Below are 24,405 nucleotides of genomic sequence, written 5' to 3'. Positions count from 1 at the left end.
TGGAAGAGAGGCTGTTTGCGCGCGCTTGGTTTGGGGTCACCCACAAAAAGGGCGGAGAATGACGTTTGTTCATTCTTCGTCCTTTTTTTGTTGATGAGCAAAAAAAGATGCGAAAAAAGGAGCGATTCACCTTGAACGAAAAAGCATTGCAACGCCTCGAATACGACAAGATCAAAGCTGCGCTCATGGAGTACGCGGTGTCGTACGTGGGGAAAAAGCACGTCGCGCACATGCAGCCGCTCGACTCGGCCAAAGTTCTGCGCAAAAAGCTCGACGAAACAGCGGAAGCAAAAGCATTGCTTGCGCATGGCGCGAGCGTCCCGATTCCTTCGCTTGCAGGAATCGAGCAAATGATGTCGCTGCTCGGGACCGGGTATGTGTTTACGGAAGCCGATTTTTCGCACCTGCACCAGTTTCTCGCAAGCTGCGCCCAGCTCTCGAAATACATGGCGAGCAAAGCGCAAATAGCGCCGCGTGTCAGCTCCTACGCGCTGACGATGTACACGCTGAGCCGCTTGAAGGCGGAGATCGAGCAGTGCATCCGGCACGGGCAGGTCGTGGATACGGCCAGCAAAGATTTGCTCAAGGTCCGCAAGCGCATCGTCGTGTTTGAAGAGCGGCTGAAGCGGCAGCTCGATTCGCTCACGAACAAATACCGCTCGATCATGCAGGAGAACGTCATAAGCAAGCGCAACGGCAAATACGTCCTGCCGATCAAAAAAGAGCATCGCAGGCAAGTGGCGGGCAGTGTCGTGGACGAATCCGCGAGCGGCCAAACTGTCTACATGGAGCCGGCAGAGCTTGGCGCGGTACAGTTCGAGCTGGCGGCGCTCAAGGCCGAGGAAGCGCGCGAGGTGACCAAGGTGCTGATGCAACTGTCCGCTGTCGCGGAGGAATTTTCGCAAGAGCTGCATGTAAATGTGGAGACGGTCGGCATGTACGATTTTTTGTTTGCCAAGGCCAAGTACGCGCTGGCATTGGGCGCAGTCAACGTGGAACTGAACGAGGACGGACTGATCGACGTGAAAGAAGCGCGGCATCCGCTGCTGGGCCGGCAGATGGTTCCGTTGGATTTTCAGATTGGAAAAAGCTACAAGTCGCTGGTCATTACCGGTCCGAATACGGGCGGGAAGACGTTGGCGCTCAAGACGGTCGGCCTGTTGACCGCGATGGTGCAGTCCGGCTTGCTGGTGCCTGTGAGAGAGGGCAGTCGCTTCGCTGTTTTCCGCAATATCGCGGTAGATATCGGCGATGGGCAGAGCATCGAGCACGCGCTGAGCACTTTTTCCGCCCATATTCATCATGTGATCGAAATCTTGCGGGTCACGGACAGCTCGACCCTCGTGCTGATCGATGAAATGGCGTCCGGCACCGATCCGGGCGAAGGGGTGGGCTTGTCGATTGCGATTTTGGAGGAGCTGCACCGAAGAGGCGCGACGGTGATCGCGACGACGCATTTTAACGAAATCAAAAATTTTGCCGCCGCGACAGACGGTTTCCAAAACGCGCGCATGGAGTTTGACGAAGAGACGCTGCAGCCGCTCTATCGCTTGCGCATCGGCGAAGCGGGCCAGAGCTACGCGTTCGTGATCGCCACGAAGCTGGGGATTCCGCCGGAGATGATTAAGCGCTCGCGGGAGATTACGCAAAGCGGCTTTGCTGGTGCGCGAAGGGGCGAGCAGGGGGCTGTGGCAGCGGAGCGGGATGCGCAGGTAGAGGTAGCGGGGGAAGAACAGGGACGTTTGGCGAGAGGTGATGGAGAGAGGGGGCGGGCCGAGAACGCGGCCGGAGAGTTAGGGAATAAGGGGGAGGCTTTGGCAGCGGCGCAAGTCAGCGAGAAGCAAGCAGTCACGATGCGAGAAGCTGAGGGGCAAGCAGCCGAGCAGCAAGCGAACCAAGACCAGCAGCCATTGCCGCCCACCCCCGAGATCGACGGAGAGCCACCCGCGACAAAGAAAAAGCCGTTCGCCATTGGGGATTGCGTTTTCGTGTCGTATCTGGGCAGAACGGGCATTGTCTTTTCCACCGCGGACGCCAAAGGCAACGTCGGCGTGATGATCCAAAACCAGAAATTCAAAATCAACCAGAAACGGCTCAGCCTGCACATCGAGAGCAAGGAGCTATACCCGGCGGACTACGACATGGACATCGTGTTTGAAACGAAAGAAAACCGGAAGAAACGAAAGCTGATGAGCCGCAAGCACGTAGAAGGGGTATCCATCGAAACGAAGCAGGAGGGATAAGGGCACACACAGCCAGCCGTTTTTCGAGCGGAACAGGCATTTGAATAAATGGCAAGGGGAGCAAGCTGCGCGTTTGGCAGCGGCTTGAGAGGGCATGGCGTGGGCTAGCCAGCATGCTGGTTTTGCTCCCTTTGCTTTTTCCGCCTTTTTCATCCGATTTGATTCCACTTCCACCCGGCTTTCATTCGGTGAGTAAAAGGAAGGGAGAATACAGCTCAATGAAGAGGGACAGGCGGAAAAAGGAATATAGACAGGTCCGTTCTTTTACTTATGGTGAAAACTTACATCACGTTTTCCGATAAAGTGGTAAGATGCAGGCAGGCGATTGGGAAACGAGGCGGCGAGCGCACAAGTGGCAAGGGCAAAGGGGGCCATGAACTTCGCCCGGTTTTTGCTCATGCTGACGTTACCCGTAAAAAGCGGTCGGAAAAAAGGCAATCAGCCAAAAAGCAGAAAGTGACCCGCACATATCCGCCCGGCAGCGAATGGAACAATACGAGCTGTACGCCGAGGCCGTTTGCGATATTCGAGAGCCCTGTGCCACAAACCACTACCAACAGAAAAAAGAAAGAAGGTGAACAGCAATGAGTCGTACAAATCCATGGGATGCGGAATGGCAAGTGACGGAGGACCTGGCTCAAGCCTTGATCTACAGCCAGTTTCCCGCATTGTCCTTGAAACAGGTAAGGCGTCTCGGGGACGGATGGGACAATACCGTCTATGTAGTTGGCGGGGAATACGTTTTTCGCTTCCCGCGCAGAAAAATCGCTGTGGAGCTGATCGAGCTGGAAGGCAGGCTTTTGCCCAAGCTTGGCCCGTTTCTTACGCTCCCGTATGCAAAACCGCTTTTTTACGGGGAGGGCAGCGCAGCGTATCCATTGCCGTTTCTCGGCTATACGTACATCGCCGGGAATTTTCCGCTTGGGTTGCCAGAGGAGCAGCGCGCGGCGTCTGCGCTCGTGCTTGCCCGCTTTTTGAAAAACTTGCACGCATTCCCCGTCCAGGTGGCCAAAGAAAACGGTGCGCCCACTGACCAGCGCGGATTGCAGGATATTCGGGGACGGAAAGAAAAAATGCAGCAGTTTCTGGCTGAAACGGACATTCCTTTTGCGGAAGCCGATCGCGCGCTGATTGCGGATTATTTGCAGGGGCTTGGCGTGGAGCAGATTCAGCCGAAGGAAGTGTTGATGCACGGCGACCTACACTTTAAAAACATGCTGGTGGCTCCCGATGGAAAAATCGCGGGCATTATCGACTGGGGAGACATGAACATCGGTCATCCCGGCTGCGATCTGAGCATTGCCTACAGCTTTTTGCCGCCACAGGCAAGGGATGGCTTTTTCCGCGCATACGGCGAAGTCGATGAAGAGACGAAGCTGTTGGCGCGTCTGATTGCCGTCTACATCCCGATGCTGATTTACATGCAGGCAAAAGACACGGGCGACGACCGCGTAGCAGCGGAAGCGAGCGCGGTCATCAGGCGCGCCTTGGCAAATTAAATTCGTAGCGGGCCGTCGGGCGAGCTGTCTACAAGCATAGGCGAGGCGAGGCCGAAGCGTCACACATGGCTTTCGCTGCACGGCCCAATGGCAAGCTCGCTCATCTTGCGGTACAGCGTGCTGCGGGCGATGCCGAGCTTTTTCGCGGCGGCGCTGATGGAAGGGGCTTCGCGGATCGCTTGCTGGATCGTTTCCCGCTCCAACGTGCGCAACAGAGGCGAATGGTCTGCCTGCGCGTCCGCTTCGTTCTGCCCGAGCCATGTCCAATCAGGCGGGAGATGCTGAACCGAAATTTGCGTGTCGGGGAAGGCATGCAAAAAGGCGCGCTCCAGCACATTGCGCAACTCGCGCACATTTCCCGGCCAGGAATGGCGATGCAGGGCGGTCATGGCTGTTTCGCACAGTTGCGTGGGGCCGCCCTCGTATTGCTCGTGCAACTGGTGGAGAAACTGCTCTGCCAAAGAGGCGATGTCTTCCTTTCGCTCGCGCAGCCGCGGGATGCGAATTTGCAGCACATTCAAGCGGTAGTAAAGGTCCGCGCGAAACAGGCCGTTTTGCACATCGTCCTCCAGAAAGCGGTTTGTGGCGGCGATGATCCGCACGTCCAGCTCTTTTTCGGTGTGCGAGCCAAGCCGCGTAATTTTCCGTTCCTCCAGCACACGCAGCAGCAAGACTTGCAGCTCCAGTGTCATTTCCCCGATCTCATCGAGGAACAGCGTACCGTGGCTGGCGGCTTCAAATTTGCCGGGCTGCCCTCCTTTTTTGGCCCCGGTAAAAGCGCCGTCTGCGTAGCCAAACAGCTCGCTCGCAATCAAATCTTTGGGGAGCGAAGCGATATTGACTGCGACAAACGGCCCGTTTTTGCGCGGGCTGGCGTCGTGAATGGCTCTGGCCAGCACTTCTTTGCCGGAGCCTGTTTCGCCCAGGAGCAGCGTATGGGAGAGCGAGTGGGCGGCGATTCGCGCCGTCTGCAACTGTTTTTGGTACAGCGGGCTTTTCGTGGCGATGGCTGGGAAAAGTGTCGGTTGTTGCTGGGCGGGCGAGGAAGCAGGGCGTCGGCGAAGAAGATAAATCCACATAGGGGCAGCTCTTTCTGTTGCCTGTTCCTCAAAGGTCCAGTCTTTTCGCAGCGCATCTTGCCAATGTTCGTCCAGCGTCATCCCGGCGCGGATGCCGAATCGTTCGCCAGCAAGCCGGGTGGCAAACACGACTGTCCGGGACTCGTCGAGGGCGATGAGGTGCTCGTGACTTTTTTCTGCCCAAAAAAGCAAGAGCCTGCGCCAATCTGCCTCGGTCTGCGAGAGAGGGCGCGAAGGTGGCGTGGCAGGTTGCGATAGATTCAAAGAATCGGCAGGAGGCTTGGCGACAGGGAGAGGTTGAGAGGCAGCGCGATGTTGCGAACGCTCGATGACGGATGAAGCCCCGATAAACGAGAGTGGCACGTCGGCTTCGAGAATGGTACTCGCATCCCTTCTTGGTAAATGGTTTGTTTTCGTTGTCCGATCGCAGGACAAGTGTTCGAAAGTGAAACACGCAAACAATTTTTCCGTTAACCAATGAGGCAATACAAGCAGGACAGGGGAGACAACGAGAAAAGAAAGCCAGTAGCTGACCCGTTTTGCGACAGGCTTCTCTTCCCTATTATACAGGAAAATATAGGCAAAAGAAGCGTGGTGGGTAAATTTTGCGAATTTTCCGTCTGTTGGCATGCGCGTTGCTTCCAAGGAGAGGGAGTGACACTCATTCTTCAGCAAAAAAGGAGGATGCAGCATGCCAGAAGTATTATTTCGCGTCGACCTGAACAAACCGATGGAGGAACAGGATACACCCGGCCACAACCGATGGCATCCTGACATTCCCGCTACGGTATCGGTCAATCCGGGGGCGGTATTCCGCATAGAGTGCAAGGATTGGACGGATGGACAAATCAAGAACAACGACGATCCGGTCATCCCATAGACGCCCGGCGTTTTTTTCGTGGGCGCTTAGTTGGCGCCACGCGCTTTCCAGGCCAGCGCCTTTTGCTCCAGAGAGCAGGCCAGCTCATGCTTGCCTGCGACATAGCTGGCAGCGTCGTACGGGAAGCGCTCTGCCAACTGCTCCTTCAGCTCCCCGTACAGCCGGGCACAGTCAGGATGGGCGCGCAAGTAATCGCGAAACGCCAGATGGCGTCGAATCGCCGGATGGTCTTGCTCGTAAACGTGGACGTGATGGGTGCGCTCGTCGCCGCCTTTGGCAAAATACCGTCTGCCGGGCAAGCCGAACTCGCCTTTTGGCAAGTAGCCTAGCGAGCGCATCTGTTCGTTTGTCTCATCGACGCGCCCGATATCGCGCACGACTGGCAACAGGTCGATGATCGGCTTTGCTTTCAGCCCGGGCACGGCTGTACTGCCGATGTGATGAATCTGTATGAGGTTGTCCTGGAATACTTGGCGCAGCAGCTCGGCTTCCGCGGCAAACAAGGCTTGCCAGCGCGGATCGTAGGGGCGGACTTCGACTTTTCGCATGACAGACTCCTTCCTGTACGTGAGAGGGATCGCTTTTTGGCGTGAAAAGGCCCGGACATTTGGCAAGGCGAGCAATGTCCGGGCGCGTTTTGGTTCTTTTCTAGTTATGATTTTCGGTTCGGCGACCATTCGCTAGGAGCCGAACCGAAAACTTGGCTCGGCGGTCCAGCGACTTGCACGCGCGCCGGGTTTGTCACTTCCAGCGTAATCATCGAGCTGACGACGGCTTGCATGGTCACAACCAGATACGTTCAAAAAAAGATAGCTTTCCAAATGGGTGATTCCAACGAAAATCGTTTCTCCTTCTCATTTTCACGGTGTTTTCCAACAGAAAAATGGCAGAAACGATACGGTTACACGTGTTTCACACTCTCTTTCCTGATCTTGGCGATCGTGGCAAATGATCGCTGCTCTGGTTATATTGTAAGGCTTGCCTGGGCCGGGATGCAAAGCTGCCATTTCGGCATTTTGGACGGTTTTCGGGCAGGCTGGGGCCGTTTTACCTGAGCAGGTCGCTCGCTCATCGCGTACGTAGCCAGCGCTCGGCGGCAATCGCGCGCGTGATTGTCAGTTGTCCAGCGCAATGCCGCGCGCGGCGGCGCGAAGTGCTTCCAGCGCAAACGAGCCTGGCGCGACCCCAAACAAGTTTTCAAAAATCGGCTGGATCGCCTGCAGACGCAGGCGGCGTTCTTCGGGCGTCCATTTGAACAGGGCCGAGTCCGCCCAATGGTGCAAGGTGCTGAGAAAAAACTCGGCAGCAAGCGCCGGATTGGCGACGCGAAACCGCTGTTCACGGTTGCCCTGGACGATGATTTCCGTCAAGATCGGCGTGAACTTGCAAATGGTTTGGATGTACAGTTTTTGCCGGAGTACGGCGTTGTTGTCATGCTGCAAATATTTGAAGTTTTCCACATGCCCGGTCGGAGCGTCCAGCTCGTAGACGAACACCCAGGCGATTTTTTCGTAGGCGGTAAGGTGTGAGGCGCGGGCAATCCGCGCATAGTGCTCCCGGATTTGCTCCAGTTGCCGCGCGATCAGGGCGCTGGCGAGAGCGTCCTTGGATTCAAAGTAATAGTACAGCGTCCCCTGCGCGACCTGCATCGTTTTGGCAATGTCGATCGTGGATGTTTTTTCATAGCCAACCCGGTTGAACAAGGCTTCGGCAGTGTCGAGAATTTCATTGCGGCGGACGAGAGGATCTTTCGAAATTCTTGGCATCGGTCATATCACCTCCTGTTCATTAAAGCATCCGACAAGTTATCAGTCAAACCTGTCACCGTAATTGAATGGTAGTCAGTCAAAAAGAAAACTTCACCCGTTGCCCGCCTGTTTCAACGGACCGAATCGGGGAAACAAAGAGGCGGCCGCATCGGGGTTCAAGCAGCGCGCCTTTTCGTAAAAAGCGCCCGGACCGCTGGAAAAAAATGCGCACCCGAGCAAACTTTTATGGTTTAATCTACGGTATCAGACCACATTTTGCACGATGTGTCATTGGGTATCGGCAGAGAGGAAGGCGTCAACATGAACCATGCCAAAATATTACTGATCGAAGACGAGAAAAAAATCGCCCGTCTCCTGAAGCTGGAGCTGGAGTACGAAGGCTATGAAGTGAAGACGGCCGAGGACGGGGCAACCGGACTGGAGTGGTTCAAAAGCGAGCCGTGGGATTTGGTCTTGCTGGACGTGATGATTCCGCAGCTCAGCGGGATGGAGGTGCTCAGGCGCATTCGCGCATCGGACAGCGTCACTCCGGTGATTCTGGTCACCGCCCGGGATTCGCTTCCCGACAAAGTGAGCGGCCTCGACTTGGGAGCCAACGACTACATTACGAAGCCGTTTGCCATCGAGGAGTTGTTGGCGAGAATCCGCGCCTGCCTGCGTGTGGCGGCGGGCGTCAGGAAAAAGGAAGAAGAAGAGGCGCCGCTCAAGGTCGGCGATCTTTTTATCGATGAAAAAAAGCGGATCGTCATGCGCGGGGAAACGGTGGTGGAGCTGACGCCGCGGGAGTTCGACCTGCTCGTCTACCTGGCCAGGCACGTCAATCAGGTGCTGGACAGGGAGCAAATTTTGACGGAGGTATGGGGCTATGACTACTACGGCGACACCAACGTCGTCGACGTGTACATCCGGTATTTGCGCAAAAAGCTGGACGATCCTGCCCATCCGCCGCTGATCCAGACGGTGCGCGGAATCGGCTACGCGTTGAAGGAGTAAAAAACGATGACGATTCGCAGCAAAATCCATCTGTTCTCGACGGTGTGGCTCGTGCTGACTTTATGTCTCATCAACACGTCGATTTACTGGCTGTTTTACAAACAAACGACCGACCTGGAATTGGAAAGACTGCAACTCCAGACCGAAAACATCGCCCAGCGGCTGCATGAAGCGGGCAGTCAGGCCGAGCCGGCCGAGCTGTTGCAGGCGTATTTGTCCCCGATCGACATGATCCGCATCGTAAACGCCGAGTCCCGCGCAGTGGTGACGGCGACGAAGGAGCTGGCCTACGGCAAGTGGCCGCCTGCGTTCAGCCCGCAAGAAACGTACCGGATCGAGGAAAAAGACGGCGTGCTCTACGCCATCGGGCAGATGCCGCTGATCGCGGGAGACGGCAGCGTCATGTCGATGGAGGTGACGACGGCCTTGCCGCAGGTGCAGGAGACGATGCAGGTGCTGCTCGTCGTGCTCTTGATCGCTTCGCTTGTCGTGCTCTTGCCTTCGTTTTGGGCGGGCAAAATGCTCGGCAACCTCATCGTCGGACCGATCAACTCGCTCATTCGCACGATGGAAGAAATCCAGCGCAAAGGCCAGTTCAAAAAGCTGGAGCTGCCGGCCAGATCAAACGACGAGCTGTACCAGATGGGAAACACGTTCAACAAAATGATGGATATTTTGCAGCAACATTTTGTCAAGCAGCAGCAATTTGTGCTGGACGCGTCCCACGAGTTGAAGACGCCGCTCACCGTGATCGAAGGCTATGCGACGATGCTGAAAAGATGGGGCATGAACAAGCCGGAGCTGCTGGAAGAATCCGTCGAGGCTATCTACTCGGAAGCTGTGCGGATGAAAAAGCTGACCCGGCAAATGCTGATGCTGGCGAACCCGGACGAGGAGTCGAATCTGGACGTGCAGGCGGTAGACGTGGAAAAGCTGTGCGAGGAGACGAGCAAATGGATGCGGCGCACCTACGAGCAGGAGATTCGCGTCGAGGCGCAAACGCCGGGGATTCACGTGCTCGCCGACGAGCAGCGGCTCAAGCAGTTGCTGGTCATTTTGCTCGACAATGCGCTGACCTACAGCACGGAGGCGATCCGGGTAGAGATTGCCGAGCAGGCGGACACGGTGACGCTGTCTGTGATCGATCAAGGGGTGGGCATCCCGCCGGAAGACCTTGCCCACATTTTCGACCGTTTTTACCGGGTGGACAAAGCGCGCGCACGCGATACAGGCGGCACAGGGCTCGGCCTGTCGATCGCCAAGCGGATTGTCGACGTGCACGGCGGCAGGCTGGATGTGCGCAGTGAGGTCGGGGTAGGCAGCGCGTTTACCGTGACATTGCCGAGTGCGACCCAAAAGAAAGCGGGGGAGAGCGAATGAAGCGAAACCATGCGATCGGGATGATCGGACTGGCGCTGGTGGCGGGAGCCGTGTTCGGCGTGTCGCAGCTTGCGGCAGGCGAGCAGGACAAGAAACGCACGAGCGAAGAAATCACGAAGTCGCTGGAAGCCAGATACGGCAAGGCGAAGACAGCTTTTGAGCTGACGACAGAGGACGGCAGGGAGGTCTACGCGGGGACAGTGGAAAATCAAACCGGAACGTATCGCGTGCAAGCGGATGCGCTCACCGGACAAGTCACCCACATTACGCTGCTGTCGGCAAAGCCCAAGCCGCAGCCTGCTTCCGCAGAAACAGCGCCGCAGACAGCGGAGGAAGGCGGCAGCCGCCCGGCTTCGCCAGCGCCAACTAGCGAGATTGCCAAAAGCGGCATTTCCCTCGACCGGGCGCGAGAAATCGCTTTGCAACAAGTAGCCGGGACGTTTGACGGCATCGAGGTGGAGCAGAAGGATGGGATGGCCGTCTACGAGGTAGAGGTCGTCACCGCCGAAAACCGGGAAGTGAAGGTCGCCGTCGACCCGCTCACCGGACAAGTGCTGTCGATCATGTGGGAGGACTAAAGGCTTTCTCATCAAATTTTAATCTTTCTCTCGCTTTCTGCTCATCTGCCTCTTGTACGATGAGGTCAGTAGAAAAAAAGGAGAGAGAAACATGAAGAGAAACGTCATTATGATAGCAGCAGGTGCAATCGTCGTGGGGAGCCTTGGCGCGTCAGCCATGGCGAAGACATACCAGCACAATCCTCAGCCGAACCAGCAGCCGACCAGCTTCAACTATTTGCACGTGGATGACGACGTTCCGTTCGGTTGGGAAAAGCAAATCCGCATCACGTCTGAGCAGGCGCAAAAACTGGCCCTGGGCGTCCAGCCTGGCGTCATCAAGGAATGGAAGCTGGACCGCGCGGGAAAAACGCTTGTGTACAAGGCGGAGATTTTCCACAACTACCGTGAGATCGACGTCTACGTCGACGCGGTAACGGGCGAGGTTTGGCGCGAGAACGATCCGGTGCGCAAGCAGAAAACGGTGAAGATCACTGTGGAGGAAGCGAAAAAAATCGCGTTGTCCAAAGTAAACGGAAGCATCAAAAAAATCAAGCTGGACGAAGACGACGGCTACTACATCTACGAGGTAGAGGTCCGCACAGGCAACAGACAGGAAGCCGAGATGGACATATCGGCTACGACTGGCGAGATTTTGAGCATGGAGTGGGACGACTAAGTTGTAACGCGCGAGCACAGTCCGCAGCAAACCGCAAACCGGCCTTTGTCCAGACGACAAGGCCGGTTTTTTCATTTTCTGGCAATTCCGTATTCCCATTCATCAGCGTAGAACCTATAATGTTACTTGGGATTACCCGCTAGATTGTGGTATAATTTTGACGCCAATATACGACTAAGGAGTATGGATGATGGAAAAAAAGCTAATCTTCGGTCATAAAAATCCAGATACGGATTCCATTTGCTCGGCGCTCGTCTACGCTGATCTGAAAACGAAGCTCGGCGCAAACGTAGAGCCAGTTCGCCTCGGTGTCATCAGCAGCGAGACGGCGTTCGTCCTGAACTACTTCCATGTAAAAGAGCCTCGCCTCGTGGAAACCGTGGCGAACGAAGTCAACGAAGTAATCCTCGTGGACCACAACGAGCGTCAACAGAGCGCAAACGACATCGAGCAGGTGCAAGTAGTCGAGGTAATTGACCATCATCGCATCGCGAACTTCGAGACAAGCAATCCGCTGTACTTCCGCGCGGAGCCTGTCGGCTGCACCACGACCATCTTGAAAAAAATGTACAAAGAAAACGGCGTGGAGATTCCAAAAGACATCGCGGGTCTGATGCTGTCCGCGATCATTTCCGACACGCTGCTGCTGAAATCCCCGACCTGCACAGAGCAAGACGTAGCCGCTGCCCATGAACTGGCGGAAATCGCAGGTGTGGACCTGCAAGCGTACGGACTGGAAATGCTCAAGGCAGGCGCAGATTTGAGCGACAAAACTATCGCCCAACTGCTCTCCCTCGATGCCAAAGAATTTCAAATGGGCAACGCGAAAGTGGAAATCGCCCAAGTCAACGCAGTAGACGTCAATGACGTGCTAGCTCGCCAAGGCGAACTGGAAGCGGCTATTTCCGCCATCATCGCGGACAAAGGTCTAGACCTGTTCGTGTTCGTCGTAACCGACATCCTGAACAACGACTCTGTGGCGCTGGCGCTCGGTACGGCTACACAAGCGGTAGAAAAGGCGTACAACGTCACGCTGGTTGACAACAAAGCCGTTCTCAAAGGAGTCGTTTCCCGCAAGAAGCAGATCGTGCCTGTATTGACAGATACATTCCAGGCTCTCTAAAAATACGCTACCGAAATACCAAAAAACACAAAGGCTGCCCGCGAAAATGTGGGCAGCCTTTTTCCTATCAAATAAAAACGGATCAGATTCTCATCCAGGATAAGGGCAACCAAGGCTGCGCCAAGTCATCGGCACAGCCTTTGGTTTTCTCATGGCGCTCAAAACGGATTGTGGTTGTGATGACTCAGATGGTTCATCGTCTGCTGCGCATAGGCGTCATCGTCGTAATGCCGGATTGCGTGTTTGTCTCTTGCCCGCAGGCTGATCGAGCCTGTCAAAAAGTAGGCGGCGCCGAGAACAGCCAAAATAACAACGAGGGTATAGAGCATTAGAAAGTCCCCCTTTTTCCAGTGGCTTACCAATAGGTTAACATATTTTTCCTGACAGAACTACGGTTGACTTTGACGGTGCGTAAATGTGTACGATGAATTTGTCAGGAGGGATGGAAGATGGAATATACGGTGCAAAAGCTGGGTCTCCTGGCGGGCGTCAGCACCCGGACGCTCCGATACTACGATGAGATTGGCCTTCTCAAGCCGGCGAGAATCAATTCATCCGGGTATCGCATTTACGGGCAGGCAGAAGTGGATCGCTTGCAGCAAATCTTGTTCTACCGCGAGTTGGGTGTGAGCTTGGAGGAGATCAAGGAAATTGTCAGCTCGCCGACCTTCGACGCCGTCCAGGCACTGCGGGAGCACCGCGCGAAGCTGCTGGACAAACGGGCGCAGCTCGATCGGCTGATCGCCAATGTCGATCTAACCTTAGCGCAAAGAGAGGGGACGAAAACGATGACGGACAAACAAAAATTCGAAGGCTTCAAGCAGCAACTGATTGATGACAATGAGAAGCAGTACGGGCAAGAAATTCGCGCCAAATACGGCGACGAGCAGGTGGACCGTTCCAACCGGAAACTCAAGGAAATGACCGAGGAAGAGTACAACCGGCTTGAGCAGTTGAACGCAGAGTTGCACAAGACGCTGGAAGAGGCGTTTGCCACGGGAGATCCGGGCAGTGAGCTTGCGCAGAAAGCGGCCGACCTGCATCGCCAGTGGCTGACGTTTTACTGGGACAGTTACAGCAAGGAAGCGCACGCCGGGGTGGCGCAAATGTATGTGGACGACCCGCGCTTCACCGCCTACTACGATAAAACCCAGCCGGGACTGGCGGCGTTTCTCCGCGATGCTGTCGTGATTTATACGCAAGCGTAGACAGCCGATAGCGTCGAGAAAAACAAACCGCGCACCGCCCTGAATCAGATCGGAAAGCTTCGATCCGGTTGGGGCGGTGTTTTTTCATGCCTGTTTCATGCCAAGCTGGCCTGGCTCACGCCCCTTGGCTGGAACCGGAATTTTTTCGCTGACGAAAACTTTTGGCCCAAGGGAGTGAGCCAATCCGTCCATCGAGGTCGAGTTTTTTCGCGCTGAACGCGTGTTACCGTGAACAGACAGCGGGCGGGCAGCAGGGAGCCGCCCAACCGCTTTTCTTTTCTGTTTGTTGCGTTATATAATCTGTTCGAGCTGGACCCGGGCGCGAGCTATCTCTCCATGCCGCACAATGACGGTGTTTACGAGTATATAAGCGTCAGCGCCGGACGGTTTGCCTTGAAAATCAAGGAAGAGACGTTTCGCCTCGGCGAAGGGGACGCGATTCGCTTCACGGGCAGCGTCCCCCACGCGTACAGCAATGACGGCGAACAGCAAGCGGTCATCCAGGTCGTGATGTACTACGAAGAGAGATGAGTGGCAATGCTACTCAAGGGAGCGAAAGGAGAATGAGGCAGATGCAACCAGTAAAAGAAAGCGCGCAAAAGGTACAGGCGAAGCTGAAAGAACTCGGGTACGCCAATCAAGTCGTCGAATTGCCGGACAGCACCCGGACGGCGGCGGAAGCGGCGGCCGCGATCGGCTGTGAGGTAGCGCAAATCGCGAAATCAATCATTTTTCGGCTGCCCTCGTCAGACAAGCCGTTGCTCGTGGTCGCCAGTGGCGAAAACCGGGTCGACGAGAAGCAACTGGCAAAGCTGGTCGGAGAAAAGCCGGGCAAAGCCGATGCGGATTTTGTCCGGGAAAAAACGGGCTTTGTGATCGGCGGCGTGGCCCCTGTCGGGCATCGCGAGCCAATCGAGACGTGGATTGACGAAGACTTGTTCCGCTATGAAGTCATTTGGGCGGCGGCAGGGCATCCGAAAGCGGTGTTTCGACTGACTCCCGAGCAACTGGTGCAAATGACGAACGGACAGGTCGCCTGTATCGCTTCGTGCCGCTAGCGGCAAAGGGGTCTATCGCCTCGTTGTAGAATAGATGATAAAGTGGAAATATTCCTAAAACAACGAGGAGGGTATACATGAAAGCTACAGAACCGATTTTCCTGGGGCATCGCATCCATCTGATCGACGGGTTTGATATGGGCTGGGCGCAGCGGACGGGAACGTACGTCATCGCCGAGGACGAGCTGACCCTGGTCGAGACAGGGCCGAGTCCTTCTGTCCCGTACATACGGGAAGGGCTGCGCAGGCTCGGATTTTCCCCGGAGCAAGTGAAGTACATCATCGTGACGCACATTCACCTCGATCACGCGGGGGGAGCGGGACTTTTTTTGCGCGAGTGCCCGCAGGCAAAAATCGTGGTGCATCCAAAAGGAGCGCGCCATCTGGTGGACCCGAGCCGGTTGATCGCGGGCGCCAGAGCGGTGTATCACGACGATTTTGACCGCCTGTTCGACCCGATTGTCGCCGTTCCCGAAGAGCGGATCATCGTGCGCGCCGACCAGGAGACGCTGCAAATTGGCGCCAACTGTGTCCTGGAATTTTGGGACACGCCGGGACATGCCAACCATCATTTCAGCATTTACGACCCGGTCAGCCGCGGCATGTTCACGGGAGATACAGCGGGTGTCTTCTATCCGCAGCTTCAACGGGACGGGATTCACTTCGTCCTGCCGTCCACCTCGCCGAACCAGTTTGACCCGCAGGCGATGCTGCGCTCCGTGGAACGCTTTGAACAGCGCGGGCTTGCGCGAATCTATTTCGGGCATTTCGGCATGACTGACGATGTTGCCGACGTCTATCGGCAGGTGCGCGAGTGGCTTCCTGTCTTTGTCGCGGAAGGGGAGGCGGTCGTAGCCGCCGGACTCGGCGATGGCGAACTGGCGGAGCGGCTGTTCGGGCGTGTACTGGCGCATCTGCAATCGTTCGGGATCGGCGACGGGCATGAGGTGCTGGACGTGCTGCGGCTCGATTTGCAAGTATGTGCGATGGGAATTGTCGACTATTTGCAAAAGCGCAGGAAATAGCGGGAGACGCCAGACAGCGGGTACGAGACGGGCAGCATGGGCTTACGTAGCCGTGGCAGCAGCGAAAAAGCATTCTTTTTTTGGCAAAGGAATGCTATCATGATGGATGAGTCTTAGCAGTTGTAGGCCATTGCAATTGAATACGCGCAAACAGGTGCCTTGGTCCTTGCCAAAGGACGAGGTGAAAAGGGAAGCCGGTGCAAGTCCGGCGCGGTCCCGCCACTGTAAAGCGGCTGTCGCAATAGCTGCCAAGCCAGGAGACCTGCCTGTTTGCCTGATGTGCCTGCGCCTTCGCGGAAAGGTTCGGCCCGTTCAGGACGTTTTTTTGCGTGAGCATGGATGAGCCTGACATGTCGACCCTTTGGTTCCGGTTGGAAGCGAAGGGTTTTTGTTTGCTAAGAATCAACCAGTCGCACAGAAAGGAAGTCATACATATGAAACGCGCATGGAAACTGCTCAGCCCGCTGGTGCTTGCTGCAAGTCTCGTCGGCTGCGGCGGCAACACCCAGACGGCACCTGCTCCGCAGGCAGAAGCACCGCAGACAGCACCACAGGACGCGGCTGCCAAGCAGACCGTCTACCCGCTTACCGTCACAGACGCGACCGGAAAAGAAGTGACCGTGGCAAAAGAGCCGCAACGAATCGTCTCGACTTCCCCGGCAGAGACGGAAATCTTGTTCGCGCTCGGCTTGAACGAGCGGATTGTCGGTGTCTCCGACTTCGACGACTATCCGGCAGAAGCGAGCACGAAGCCAAAAGTGGGCGGAGTCGTCAAGCCGAGCGAAGAAGCGATTCTCGCCCAGTCGCCCGATCTGGTCATCGGCGGAATTTCGATGGAAAAGCCGGTTGCCGACAAGCTGAAATCGCTCGGCATGCCAGTGTACGTCACGCATCCGAAAAAAGTGGATGACATCCTGAACAACATTTTGACGATGGGGGTTATCACCAACCGACAGGAGCAGGCGGAAAAAGTCGTCGCCGCGATGAAGCAGGATATCGCCCGCGTACAGGAAGCCGTCAAAGCGGTGAAGCCGGAAGACAAGAAAAAAGTGTACCTGGAGTTTGCGCCAGGCTGGACCGTGGGCAAAGGGGAGTTCCTCGACGAGTTGGTGACGCTGGCAGGCGGGACGAACATTGCGGCCGACACAGAGGGCTGGAACCCGATCAGCGAGGAAAAGATTTTGAAAAGCGATCCCGACGTCATTTTGTACGCCAAAGGCATTACGGATGACAAGACGGGCACGAAGCTGGAAGAGATCATCGCAAAGCGCAACGGCTGGGATACGATGAAGGCGATCCGCGAGAAGCAAGTGTTCGGAATGGACCAAAACCTGCTGGCGCGCCCAGGCCCGCGCATTACACAAGGTTTGATCGAGGTAGCTAAAGCGATTTATCCTGACCTGGTGAAATAAAAATGAAAAAGCAATGGCTTATATGGGGAGGAGCGAGCAGCCTTGTGCTGCTCGTATCCGTGGTGGTCAGCATTTCGATGGGGGCGGCGTCGCTCCCTCTTTCGCAAGTATGGCTCATCCTCTTGCACCAGCTTCCCGGCATGTCGGAGTGGATTCCGGCGACATGGCCGGAGTCGTCCGAGCAGATCGTGATGAAAGTGCGTTTTCCGCGCGTCGTACTGGCCATTTTGATCGGAGCTTGCCTGTCGCTTGCGGGCGCGGGCTTTCAAGGCGTGCTGCGCAACCCGCTTGCGGACCCGTTCACGATGGGCGTAGCGTCCGGTTCGGCCGTCGGGGCGGCTTTTCTGATCCTGTTCGGCTTGCAGTTCGCTGTTCTTGGAGAGTGGAGCACGCCTGTCGTCGCCTTTTTGACGGGGCTTGTCAGCTTGTGGATTGTGCTTGCCCTCGCCAAGACGCAAGGCAAGCTGCAGACGGAGACGCTGATTTTGTCCGGCGTCGTCATTCAGGCGTTTCTCGGCTCGCTCGTGTCCTTCATGGTGTCGCTGTCGGATCAGACGGTGAACGAGATCGTTTTCTGGCTGATGGGAAGCCTGTCGTTTCGCGGCTGGGCCTTCACGTACGTCCTGGTCCCGTATTTGCTGATCGGCGTGCTCGTGCTGCTTGGCTATGCCCGCTCGTTGAACCTGTTTGCGCTCGGGGAGCGGCAGGCGGCGCATCTCGGAGTCAACGTTGACAAGACGAAGCTCATCATTTTGCTCGTCTCTACGCTACTGACTGCAGCGGCGGTTTCGATTGCGGGCGTCATCGGGTTTGTCGGGCTGGTCGTGCCGCATCTGGTGCGGATGATGGTCGGGCCTGACTACCGCATTTTGCTGCCGATGGCGACCATCTGCGGCGGTGTGTACGTGCTGTGGGCGGATACGCTGGCGCGAATGCTGCTCGTGCCGACAGAAATCCCGCTCGGGGTCGTGACTGCGTTTTTGGGAGCGCCGTTTTTCGCCTATTTGCTGAAGCAAAACAAACGGATCGGAAGGAGGTAGTCGCGTCATGATCGAAGTGCGTGGGCTGCAAAAGTCTTACCAGGATGTGTCCGTCCTGCGCGAGATCGGGTTTACAGTCCAGCGGGGCGAGTTTTTTGGCATCATCGGCCCGAATGGGAGCGGAAAATCAACGCTTTTGAAAATGCTCTCCGGTGTGATTGCCGCTGATGCGGGAGAAATCACGCTCGCGGGCAAACCGGTTGGCCGCTATACGCGCAAGGAGCTGGCGCGGGTTCTCGCCGTACTCGAACAGGAGGGGCTGCCTCCGGTCGGCTTTCGCGTTCGCGAGGTGCTGGAAATGGGGCGCTACCCGTACCAAAACTGGCTGGGCGAGGAACAGACAGACGTCGGGCCGCTCATCGACGAGATCATGCAGCTTTTGGGCCTGACACCGCTTGCCGATCGCACACTGGATCAACTGAGCGGAGGGGAAAAGCAGCGCGTCGCCTTGGGCAAGGCGCTCGTCCAAAAGCCGCAGGTGCTGCTTCTGGACGAACCGACGACTTATCTCGATATCGGCTACCAGATTCAACTGATGGACATTGTGCGCAAGTGGCAAAAGACGACGCAGGTGACCGTGGTCGCGGTGCTCCACGACCTGAATCTCGCTTCGCTCTATTGCGATCGCATCCTGATGCTGCACAAAGGCGAGCAGATCGGCGTAGGCACGCCAACAGACATGCTGCAAAGCGACCGGATCGAGGCGGTGTACGGGACGCGGCCGATCGTCATGGAGCATCCTGTCCACCGTTTGCCGCAAATCATGCTGCAATCCGGGTCGTAATGGGGGAATACAGATGATCGTACTCGTGACAGGCGGCGCTCGCAGCGGCAAGAGCACCTTCGCGGAAAAATACGCGGCCCATCTGGGGCAATCGGGCGTCTATATCGCCACCGCGCAAGCTTTTGACGAGGAGTTGCAGGAGCGCATAGCCAGGCATCGCGAGCGCAGGCGAACGAGCGCGTTTTGCTGGGAGACGATCGAGGAGCCTTACGCCCTCGCAGACGTGATCCGCTCGCTTGGGCAACGGGACGAGCTGGCGCAAAAACAGGCGGTCGTCGTGGTCGATTGCCTGATCGTCTGGCTGTCCAACTGGCTGATTCGCCACGAGCAGGACGAGGCGTTCGCGCGCACGCTTGCGCAGGCAGACGAGCTGATTGCGGCTGTAGAGGACTTTCCCGGGACGATTTTGTTTGTCACAAATGAAGTCGGGGCCGGACTGGTGCCGGAGTATCCGTTAGGGCGCATGTTCCGCGATCTGGCAGGCTTGATGAATCAGCGGCTGGCGGCGGTGGCCGACCAGGTGTTTCTGCTCACAGCAGGCATTCCGCTGGAACTCAAAAGCAGGGCGTTTCGCTTTTAGGCAGGGGAAAAGACGGTTTCGCGTCGTCTTTTTCCCTTTTTTGTGCTATACTATAAGAAAAGCAATGGAAAGGATCAGGATACCATGCGTCCCCATAGGACGATCTGGAAACGGTATGACCTCTCCTACATCTAGCTTCGTAGTAGTCGACCGTCACTTGGACGACTAGCCTACTACGAAAGCGAGGCCCTTTGTATGAGTAGCGACTTATACTTGCGATGTTCCTCCGTAGTCGGTTGGTCGTCTGTGCCAAAACCGACAAAAATGCGAGGAATCGATGATGAGGAGAGCGCTGCAATTTACTCGACGTTACGGTATGATTTTGTTTGGAGCATGTTTGCTTGCTTTTGCGTATTATCACATCAACTTTCAGAACCACTTGTCTGAGGGCGGCTTCGTCGGCCTGGGGTTACTGGCCAAATACGCCTTTGACCTGTCGCCAGCGATGATGATTTTACTCTTGGACATCCCGCTGTTTCTGGTTGCCTGGTTAGTGCGAGGGCGTCAGTTCATCTGGGACACGATCTTTGCCTCACTGGCGTTTACCGGGTTTTATGAACTGTTCGAACAGTTTTCCCCGATTGTGATGGATATGAGCAGAGTAATGCCGCTCGCTTCTGTGTTGTCCGGGGTATTGACCGGACTCGGCACCGGGCTGGTTCTGCGCTACGGAGCTGCGACAGGCGGCGACGATATTATGTCCCTGTTGCTCAGCAAGTACACAGGATTGTCGATCGGTACGATTTTTCTGTTGCTGGACGCCATGGTGTTGGGCCTGTCGTTCTGGTATGTACCGATGAAAGAGATGCTCTACACCATTTTGGCCGTCGTCATCTCCAGCCAAGTGATTACCTGGACGGTGAATGCCGGCGGTGCAGGAATCGCTGTGGAGGAAGAGGCGCACGGACATGGCAACGTCTCGATGACACACCAATGATGAGAAATCCAGTTGAAAAACATGCCTATACAAAAGCGCGAAAAAGGCCAGGTCGGTTTACCAGTCGACTTGGCCTTTTCCCTGTTCCTGTACATAACGACACGGGGAAGTAGTGGATACTAACCCATACGTAAAGCTGTCTGACGGAAAGGACGGGGTCTGCATGAGCGATCGTTTTTTTGGCAACTACAAAGCGTTCGTGGTCATCCCGGAAAAAAAACAAAAGGCGGGGCCGAAAGCGTTTGATCCGAGCGACTACACCCGCCACTTCGTTCTCACATTTTCCTTGTATGATTCGCTGATTGCAAACTGGAAGGAAGCCGCCAAGTTCAAAGTCCAGCCGCGACAGGGCCTGGCGCGAGTCGTCGACGCCTTTAACCTCAAGCATGGCGGCGATGCTTACCTGCAAATTTTGGAGATGGAGGAGGACCAGTCCTACTTTGTGCTGGCGCTGTCCTGCAAAACAGCCAGCGATCAGGAGCAGGCGGTCATGAACCGGATCACCCATCTGCTGGAAAAAGATTTCGCGACGGACCTGTTGATCGGAGAAACGTGGTACCAGCTTATTGGCACCAAAGGCAAGTTCGAGCGCAAGCTGTTCTCCTACAGCGTCCAGCCGTACCACTAGCCGCCGAAGTAGTCGGCAAGTCCGTCCACGATCGCTTGCGCTGCTTTTTCCTGGTAAGCGGCAGTGCGAACGAGCTGCTCGTCTTTCGGATTCGACAAAAAGCCAAGCTCAACAAGCACAGACGGCCTGTCGTTTTCGCGCAAAACGTGGTAGTCGCCGAAAGAAATGCCGTTGCTCTTCAAGCCGATCCCGCCTGCCAGACGAGTCTCGATGCTTCGCGCGAGGTCGTAATCTTTGTTTTGCGCGTAAAAAAACGTCAAGGTCCCGCTGTTCGGCTTCGTGGAGGAGTTGTAGTGAATACTGACAAAGGCGTCCGCCGCCTTCGCTTCGCTAATGGCTACCCGCTGGGCGAGAGAAGGCTTTTCCGCATCGCTCGTCCGGGTCAAAATCACCTGTGCCCCTCGCTGGCGCAGCTTGCTCGCCACCAGTAGCGAAGTTTGCCGATTCAGCGTCTTTTCTTCGGTACTCCATTTGGTTCCGAGCGTCCCCACGTCGCTTCCTCCGTGCCCCGGATCAATGACAATCACTTTTCCCCGCAATCCGCCTGACTTGTTGCTGCTGCTTACGACGCGGTTGCTTGTTCCCTCGCGGATGTACATGGACGATACCCAGCCTGTTTTTCCATCGGCGGTTCTGGTTTGCAGCCAGTCGGCCTGCTTTTTGAGTATCTCAACCTGTGTGCCCATGGCGAGCACATGAAGGATGTCGTGCTCCAGCCCAGGGCCTTTGCGCATGCGCAGGGCATCCGCCGCTACGGTCCCGGTCTTTTTGCTTGCCGACGCAGCAGGAACGGGAGCAGGAGCTGGCGAGGCAGCAGTGCCTGCTTTGCCTTTTTGCAAATAATAGCCGGCTACCCAGCCGCTCGCCTGCTGGTATTTGATTTTGACCCAGCCATGGGAATCTTCCAAAACGACAGCCACAGTAGTGCCGTATTTCAGCGTGGCGACGACGGACGACTGGAGGGACGGTTCGCTGCGAACGTTCAGGGAAGTCGCGACGACTTTTGCCTGGGAAGAATTTGCTGTTGCTTGCGTCGGCTCCATGAGCGCGGGCCATGCCAAAAGCGCCGTCAGCAGGCCCGCTCCCAGGAGTGACGCTGTTTTTGCGGTTAGTTTCATGATGTGTACCTCTGGTCTCGATTGTCTGTCTCTCTTTGGACAATGATAAAGGGAAACGAAATCGTCCAGTAGTGCATTTTTTCCTGATTTTTCTTAGGAAATTAGTGGAGGGGAGGCGCGTAGCGGGCCAAAGCGTTTGCCGCCGACTCGGCCATGCGCCGTTTGAGCTGGTCGTTTTCCACTACTTTTACCCGCAAACCGAGAAAGCGGAGGCGCGACAAAATAAACTCCTGCTCGTCTTGCAAAAAACGGAGCGTAATCGTGTACTCCTGCGTGTCCGGGTCGTAGGCGACTTCTTTGTCGAAGCAGGAAAAGGCGTATAAAATGCGCTGCAGCTCCGGGTTGTAGCGGCGCACGACCTGAATTTTCGCCGTTTGCCGGCGCGCCGCGAGCATGTTTTCGATCACGGGCAAAAAGCTGTCGTACCACGCGTCCTCGACGTAGATTTCCTTCGCGGAACGGATGAGCGACAGCGGCGTTGTGAGCAGATGCTCGGAATCGAAGGTCAGCCAGATGAGATACCAGTCTTTTTTGGCGAGCGAGTACTCCAGCTTGTACGGGACGCCGCGCTGGTTGCGGTAGGCCCGGCCGTTTCGGGTGCCCGCGTGGATCAGGATGTGGTTTTTGCCGAGAATGATCCGGCGCAGCTTGCGGACGAGCGGATGCCAGACGTTCCGGGTTCGCGCTCCGGCTTTTTCGATGAACAGCGCGCGTTCGTCAGCCGGCGCGTAGGCGGCTGTCAGTTGTTGCAGCTTGGACAGCGTCCCGGCTTCGAAAAAGCTTTGCGCCGCCGGGTGCTTGAGCATCATGGCGAGCCACGCCTTTTCGTGCGACGTCACCGGGTACAAGCCAGCCTCGTCCAGCCGGGTGACGAGCTGATAGTTGTGGATTTTGTCAAACAGATTCATAGTAAGCGAGCAGCTCCTTCCATTCCTTTTGAAATTGCCTGCGCAAAAAGAGCGGCTCCAGCACCTCGCAACTGGAACCGAAGCTGCGAATCCACGGCGTGATCTCCAGCGTGCTGTTGACCGTAATTTCGTAGAGGAAGCTTTCCCTCGTCTCTTCCGTAATCACGCCCCACTGGCCCTGGGCCTCGACCCGTTCCTTGATGAACGAGTGCGGCGTCCCTTTGGGCTGGAAAAATTTCAGCCGGATCGTCACAGGCTCCCCCGTATCAATCAGCCAACTGTGTTGAATGCGCTCGTCTACGCGCGCCTGCATGCGCGAAAAAACGTCCGGCGCAGCCTGTCGGCCGAGAGCAAGCTGGGTGATCCCTTCCACCCGGTACTTTCGCAGCGGTCTTTTTTCGCTTTCCTGGGCGAGCAAATACCAGCGTCCGTACTGATGGTCAAACACGACCCGCAGCGGATATACATTCTGCGGCTTGCCCGAGGAGTCGCGCAGGAAGGCGGGGTTCGTGTTTTGCGAATCGTAAAATTTGCGCCGTTTGGGCGTGAAGTAGCAAAATTCCACCATTCTTTGCTCGGCGATCGCAGTGGCGAGCAGCAGCGCCTGATGCTCGTCGAGGATGCGGGACACAAAGTGGTACTTGTACAAAAAGACGGCCCAGTCCTCGCGCTCGAGCCGGGTGTCCAGGCAGCGCTTGACTTTATGGCGCAAAAGGTAGCCAGGCACAGCGGGGAGCTGGGTGTTGGCCATGACGTCGATAAAGTCATGCAGGTCCAACAGCTCGTCATCGGCGAGCGAATTCCACAGCTCCTGGTCAAAATGATAAACATAAGGCCGCGCGTCGCCGCTCTTTTTGATGACGGCCAGCTCTTCCAAGTATTTCAAGTCCTGGCGCAACGTTTTTTCGTCCGGCACTTCGCCCGTCGGAGTCGCGAGAAACGCGTCCAGCAGCTCCTTAATCGAGCGCGGCTGCTGGCTGAGCTGCTCGAGGATGCGGGACAGCCGCTCTACCTCCGATTCCTTGAGCGATTTGGCGTGGTAGAGGAACATCAAAAAATTGTCTGTCACAGCAAAGTAGTTGTAGCGAAGCTGCGCGTAGTAGCCTTTTTTCTCGCTATCTGTCACGTGCTGGTAGAGGGTGGACTGAATCTCCCTGAGCTTTTTCACGGTTTTGTCCAGCGTATGGACGGAAATGCCCAGCCGCTCCGCCAACTGCTGGCGGTTGTACGCCCCTGCGGTCAAAAACATCAGGCGCAGCAACTGCAATTCTTTGTCAAAGCCTTCTTTTGCCATCCGCATTCATCCTTATCTGTGCGGTAATTTCCAAATTAGTCCTCATATTACGAAAGCGGGGGAGCACAAGTCAAGACGTGGCGACGATTTTGCCAAAAATAGCGGGTCGTAATACTTTTGCCATGTTCAGCCATGGAAAAATCAGCGAAGATAGCAGCAAGAGAAAGCCGTCGCGTTGTCTGCTGGCGCGGCTCGGCAAGGAGAGGAGCAA

The 24,405-nt window shown here is 56.2% G+C and carries 25 protein-coding genes, 1 pseudogene and 1 riboswitch; of the genes and pseudogenes, 18 read left to right on the top strand and 8 right to left on the bottom strand.

The genetic code is table 11. The features are described from left to right. The first annotated feature begins 107 nt into the window (after positions 1–107). Together AC27IT_RS11130 and AC27IT_RS11125 are read left to right on the top strand one after the other, a co-directional pair. A complete protein-coding gene (locus AC27IT_RS11130; protein ID WP_487091789.1) occupies positions 108–2,243 on the top strand; it encodes an endonuclease MutS2 in 2,136 nt (711 codons plus the stop codon). A gap of 584 nt (positions 2,244–2,827) precedes the next feature. Then, entirely contained in the window at positions 2,828–3,742 is a 915-nt protein-coding gene (locus tag AC27IT_RS11125; protein ID WP_283857985.1) for a phosphotransferase, read from the top strand. 59 nt (positions 3,743–3,801) lie between these two features. Here AC27IT_RS11125 and AC27IT_RS11120 read toward each other — a convergent pair whose 3' ends face one another. Next, positions 3,802–5,013 (bottom strand): sigma-54 interaction domain-containing protein, encoded by a 1,212-nt coding sequence (locus tag AC27IT_RS11120; RefSeq protein WP_283857984.1) that lies wholly within the window; start codon positions 5,011–5,013, stop codon positions 3,802–3,804. Positions 5,014–5,512: 499 nt separating this feature from the next. On the opposite strand from AC27IT_RS11120, the pseudogene AC27IT_RS11115 reads away from it, so the two are divergent. Next, positions 5,513–5,689 (top strand): annotated as a pseudogene (locus AC27IT_RS11115) (acetamidase/formamidase family protein); the annotation flags it as partial. 38 nt (positions 5,690–5,727) lie between these two features. Here AC27IT_RS11115 and AC27IT_RS11110 read toward each other — a convergent pair. The 3 genes from AC27IT_RS11110 to AC27IT_RS11100 form a co-directional block, all read right to left on the bottom strand. Next, positions 5,728–6,249: a GrpB family protein gene (locus AC27IT_RS11110; protein WP_283857983.1), complete on the bottom strand. Its 522-nt coding sequence runs from the start codon at positions 6,247–6,249 to the stop codon at positions 5,728–5,730. Between the two features lie 104 nt (positions 6,250–6,353). Continuing rightward, on the bottom strand, positions 6,354–6,488 hold the full coding sequence (locus tag AC27IT_RS11105; RefSeq protein ID WP_274388681.1) for a hypothetical protein: 135 nt from the start codon (positions 6,486–6,488) through the stop codon (positions 6,354–6,356). Between the two features lie 328 nt (positions 6,489–6,816). Beyond that, complete coding sequence (locus tag AC27IT_RS11100) at positions 6,817–7,467, bottom strand: TetR/AcrR family transcriptional regulator (RefSeq protein ID WP_283857982.1); 651 nt, start codon at positions 7,465–7,467, stop codon at positions 6,817–6,819. A 303-nt stretch (positions 7,468–7,770) separates the two neighbouring features. Between AC27IT_RS11100 and AC27IT_RS11095 the strand changes: the two genes are divergently transcribed. The 5 genes from AC27IT_RS11095 (at position 7,771) to AC27IT_RS11075 (ending at position 12,202) form a co-directional block, all read left to right on the top strand. Then, entirely contained in the window at positions 7,771–8,463 is a 693-nt protein-coding gene (locus AC27IT_RS11095; protein WP_025846388.1) for a response regulator transcription factor, read from the top strand. A gap of 6 nt (positions 8,464–8,469) precedes the next feature. After that, the gene (locus AC27IT_RS11090; protein ID WP_005829117.1) at positions 8,470–9,843 is read left to right on the top strand and encodes a sensor histidine kinase; all 1,374 of its coding nucleotides are present in this window, start codon (positions 8,470–8,472) and stop codon (positions 9,841–9,843) included. Then, entirely contained in the window at positions 9,840–10,421 is a 582-nt protein-coding gene (locus AC27IT_RS11085; RefSeq protein WP_025846385.1) for a PepSY domain-containing protein, read from the top strand. The genes AC27IT_RS11090 and AC27IT_RS11085 overlap by 4 nt, the downstream gene beginning before the upstream one ends. 91 nt (positions 10,422–10,512) lie before the next feature. Further along, the gene (locus tag AC27IT_RS11080; RefSeq protein ID WP_005829114.1) at positions 10,513–11,079 is read left to right on the top strand and encodes a PepSY domain-containing protein; all 567 of its coding nucleotides are present in this window, start codon (positions 10,513–10,515) and stop codon (positions 11,077–11,079) included. Between the two features lie 190 nt (positions 11,080–11,269). Beyond that, positions 11,270–12,202 (top strand): manganese-dependent inorganic pyrophosphatase, encoded by a 933-nt coding sequence (locus tag AC27IT_RS11075; protein WP_487091788.1) that lies wholly within the window; start codon positions 11,270–11,272, stop codon positions 12,200–12,202. A 158-nt stretch (positions 12,203–12,360) separates the two neighbouring features. Here the strand turns inward: AC27IT_RS11075 and AC27IT_RS11070 are convergent, their stop codons facing one another. Next, entirely contained in the window at positions 12,361–12,531 is a 171-nt protein-coding gene (locus tag AC27IT_RS11070) for a hypothetical protein (protein WP_005829110.1), read from the bottom strand. A gap of 120 nt (positions 12,532–12,651) precedes the next feature. Between AC27IT_RS11070 and AC27IT_RS11065 the strand changes: the two genes are divergently transcribed. The 10 genes from AC27IT_RS11065 to AC27IT_RS11020 all read left to right on the top strand — a co-directional run bounded on the left by AC27IT_RS11065 (position 12,652) and on the right by AC27IT_RS11020 (position 20,874). Further along, positions 12,652–13,410, top strand: coding sequence for a MerR family transcriptional regulator (locus AC27IT_RS11065; protein ID WP_005829108.1), 759 nt, complete (start codon positions 12,652–12,654; stop codon positions 13,408–13,410). A gap of 228 nt (positions 13,411–13,638) precedes the next feature. Continuing rightward, positions 13,639–13,941, top strand: coding sequence for a cupin domain-containing protein (locus AC27IT_RS11060; protein WP_283857981.1), 303 nt, complete (start codon positions 13,639–13,641; stop codon positions 13,939–13,941). 41 nt (positions 13,942–13,982) lie between these two features. Next, positions 13,983–14,468 carry a YbaK/EbsC family protein gene (locus tag AC27IT_RS11055; protein ID WP_283857980.1) on the top strand — a complete coding sequence of 162 codons (486 nt, stop codon included), beginning with the start codon at positions 13,983–13,985 and terminating at the stop codon, positions 14,466–14,468. Between the two features lie 77 nt (positions 14,469–14,545). Further along, a complete protein-coding gene (locus tag AC27IT_RS11050; RefSeq protein ID WP_007784686.1) occupies positions 14,546–15,493 on the top strand; it encodes an MBL fold metallo-hydrolase in 948 nt (315 codons plus the stop codon). A gap of 135 nt (positions 15,494–15,628) precedes the next feature. Continuing rightward, a riboswitch (cobalamin riboswitch) is annotated at positions 15,629–15,777 on the top strand. A 150-nt stretch (positions 15,778–15,927) separates the two neighbouring features. After that, a complete protein-coding gene (locus AC27IT_RS11045; RefSeq protein ID WP_221843563.1) occupies positions 15,928–16,905 on the top strand; it encodes an ABC transporter substrate-binding protein in 978 nt (325 codons plus the stop codon). A 2-nt stretch (positions 16,906–16,907) separates the two neighbouring features. Next, complete coding sequence (locus AC27IT_RS11040) at positions 16,908–17,945, top strand: FecCD family ABC transporter permease (protein WP_025846378.1); 1,038 nt, start codon at positions 16,908–16,910, stop codon at positions 17,943–17,945. Positions 17,946–17,952: 7 nt separating this feature from the next. After that, entirely contained in the window at positions 17,953–18,729 is a 777-nt protein-coding gene (locus AC27IT_RS11035; RefSeq protein WP_283857979.1) for an ABC transporter ATP-binding protein, read from the top strand. 13 nt (positions 18,730–18,742) lie between these two features. Beyond that, positions 18,743–19,309 (top strand): bifunctional adenosylcobinamide kinase/adenosylcobinamide-phosphate guanylyltransferase, encoded by a 567-nt coding sequence (gene cobU, locus AC27IT_RS11030; RefSeq protein ID WP_283857978.1) that lies wholly within the window; start codon positions 18,743–18,745, stop codon positions 19,307–19,309. Between the two features lie 277 nt (positions 19,310–19,586). Beyond that, a complete protein-coding gene (locus AC27IT_RS11025) occupies positions 19,587–20,246 on the top strand; it encodes a YitT family protein (protein WP_283857977.1) in 660 nt (219 codons plus the stop codon). Between the two features lie 163 nt (positions 20,247–20,409). Then, entirely contained in the window at positions 20,410–20,874 is a 465-nt protein-coding gene (locus tag AC27IT_RS11020; protein ID WP_487091787.1) for a hypothetical protein, read from the top strand. Here the strand turns inward: AC27IT_RS11020 and AC27IT_RS11015 are convergent. The 3 genes from AC27IT_RS11015 to AC27IT_RS11005 form a co-directional block, all read right to left on the bottom strand. Beyond that, complete coding sequence (locus AC27IT_RS11015) at positions 20,871–21,992, bottom strand: N-acetylmuramoyl-L-alanine amidase family protein (protein WP_035987236.1); 1,122 nt, start codon at positions 21,990–21,992, stop codon at positions 20,871–20,873. The two genes, AC27IT_RS11020 and AC27IT_RS11015, sit on opposite strands and share 4 nt — an antisense overlap. A 101-nt stretch (positions 21,993–22,093) precedes the next feature. Next, on the bottom strand, positions 22,094–22,900 hold the full coding sequence (locus tag AC27IT_RS11010) for a WYL domain-containing protein (RefSeq protein WP_283857976.1): 807 nt from the start codon (positions 22,898–22,900) through the stop codon (positions 22,094–22,096). Beyond that, entirely contained in the window at positions 22,887–24,194 is a 1,308-nt protein-coding gene (locus AC27IT_RS11005; protein ID WP_026557422.1) for a helix-turn-helix transcriptional regulator, read from the bottom strand. The genes AC27IT_RS11010 and AC27IT_RS11005 overlap by 14 nt, the downstream gene beginning before the upstream one ends. Positions 24,195–24,405 lie beyond the last annotated feature (211 nt).

It is taken from the genome of Brevibacillus sp. YAE8, from assembly GCF_057543335.1.
Note: the sequence above shows the minus strand (reverse complement) of the source record. Positions and strands in the feature narration are given on the sequence as shown.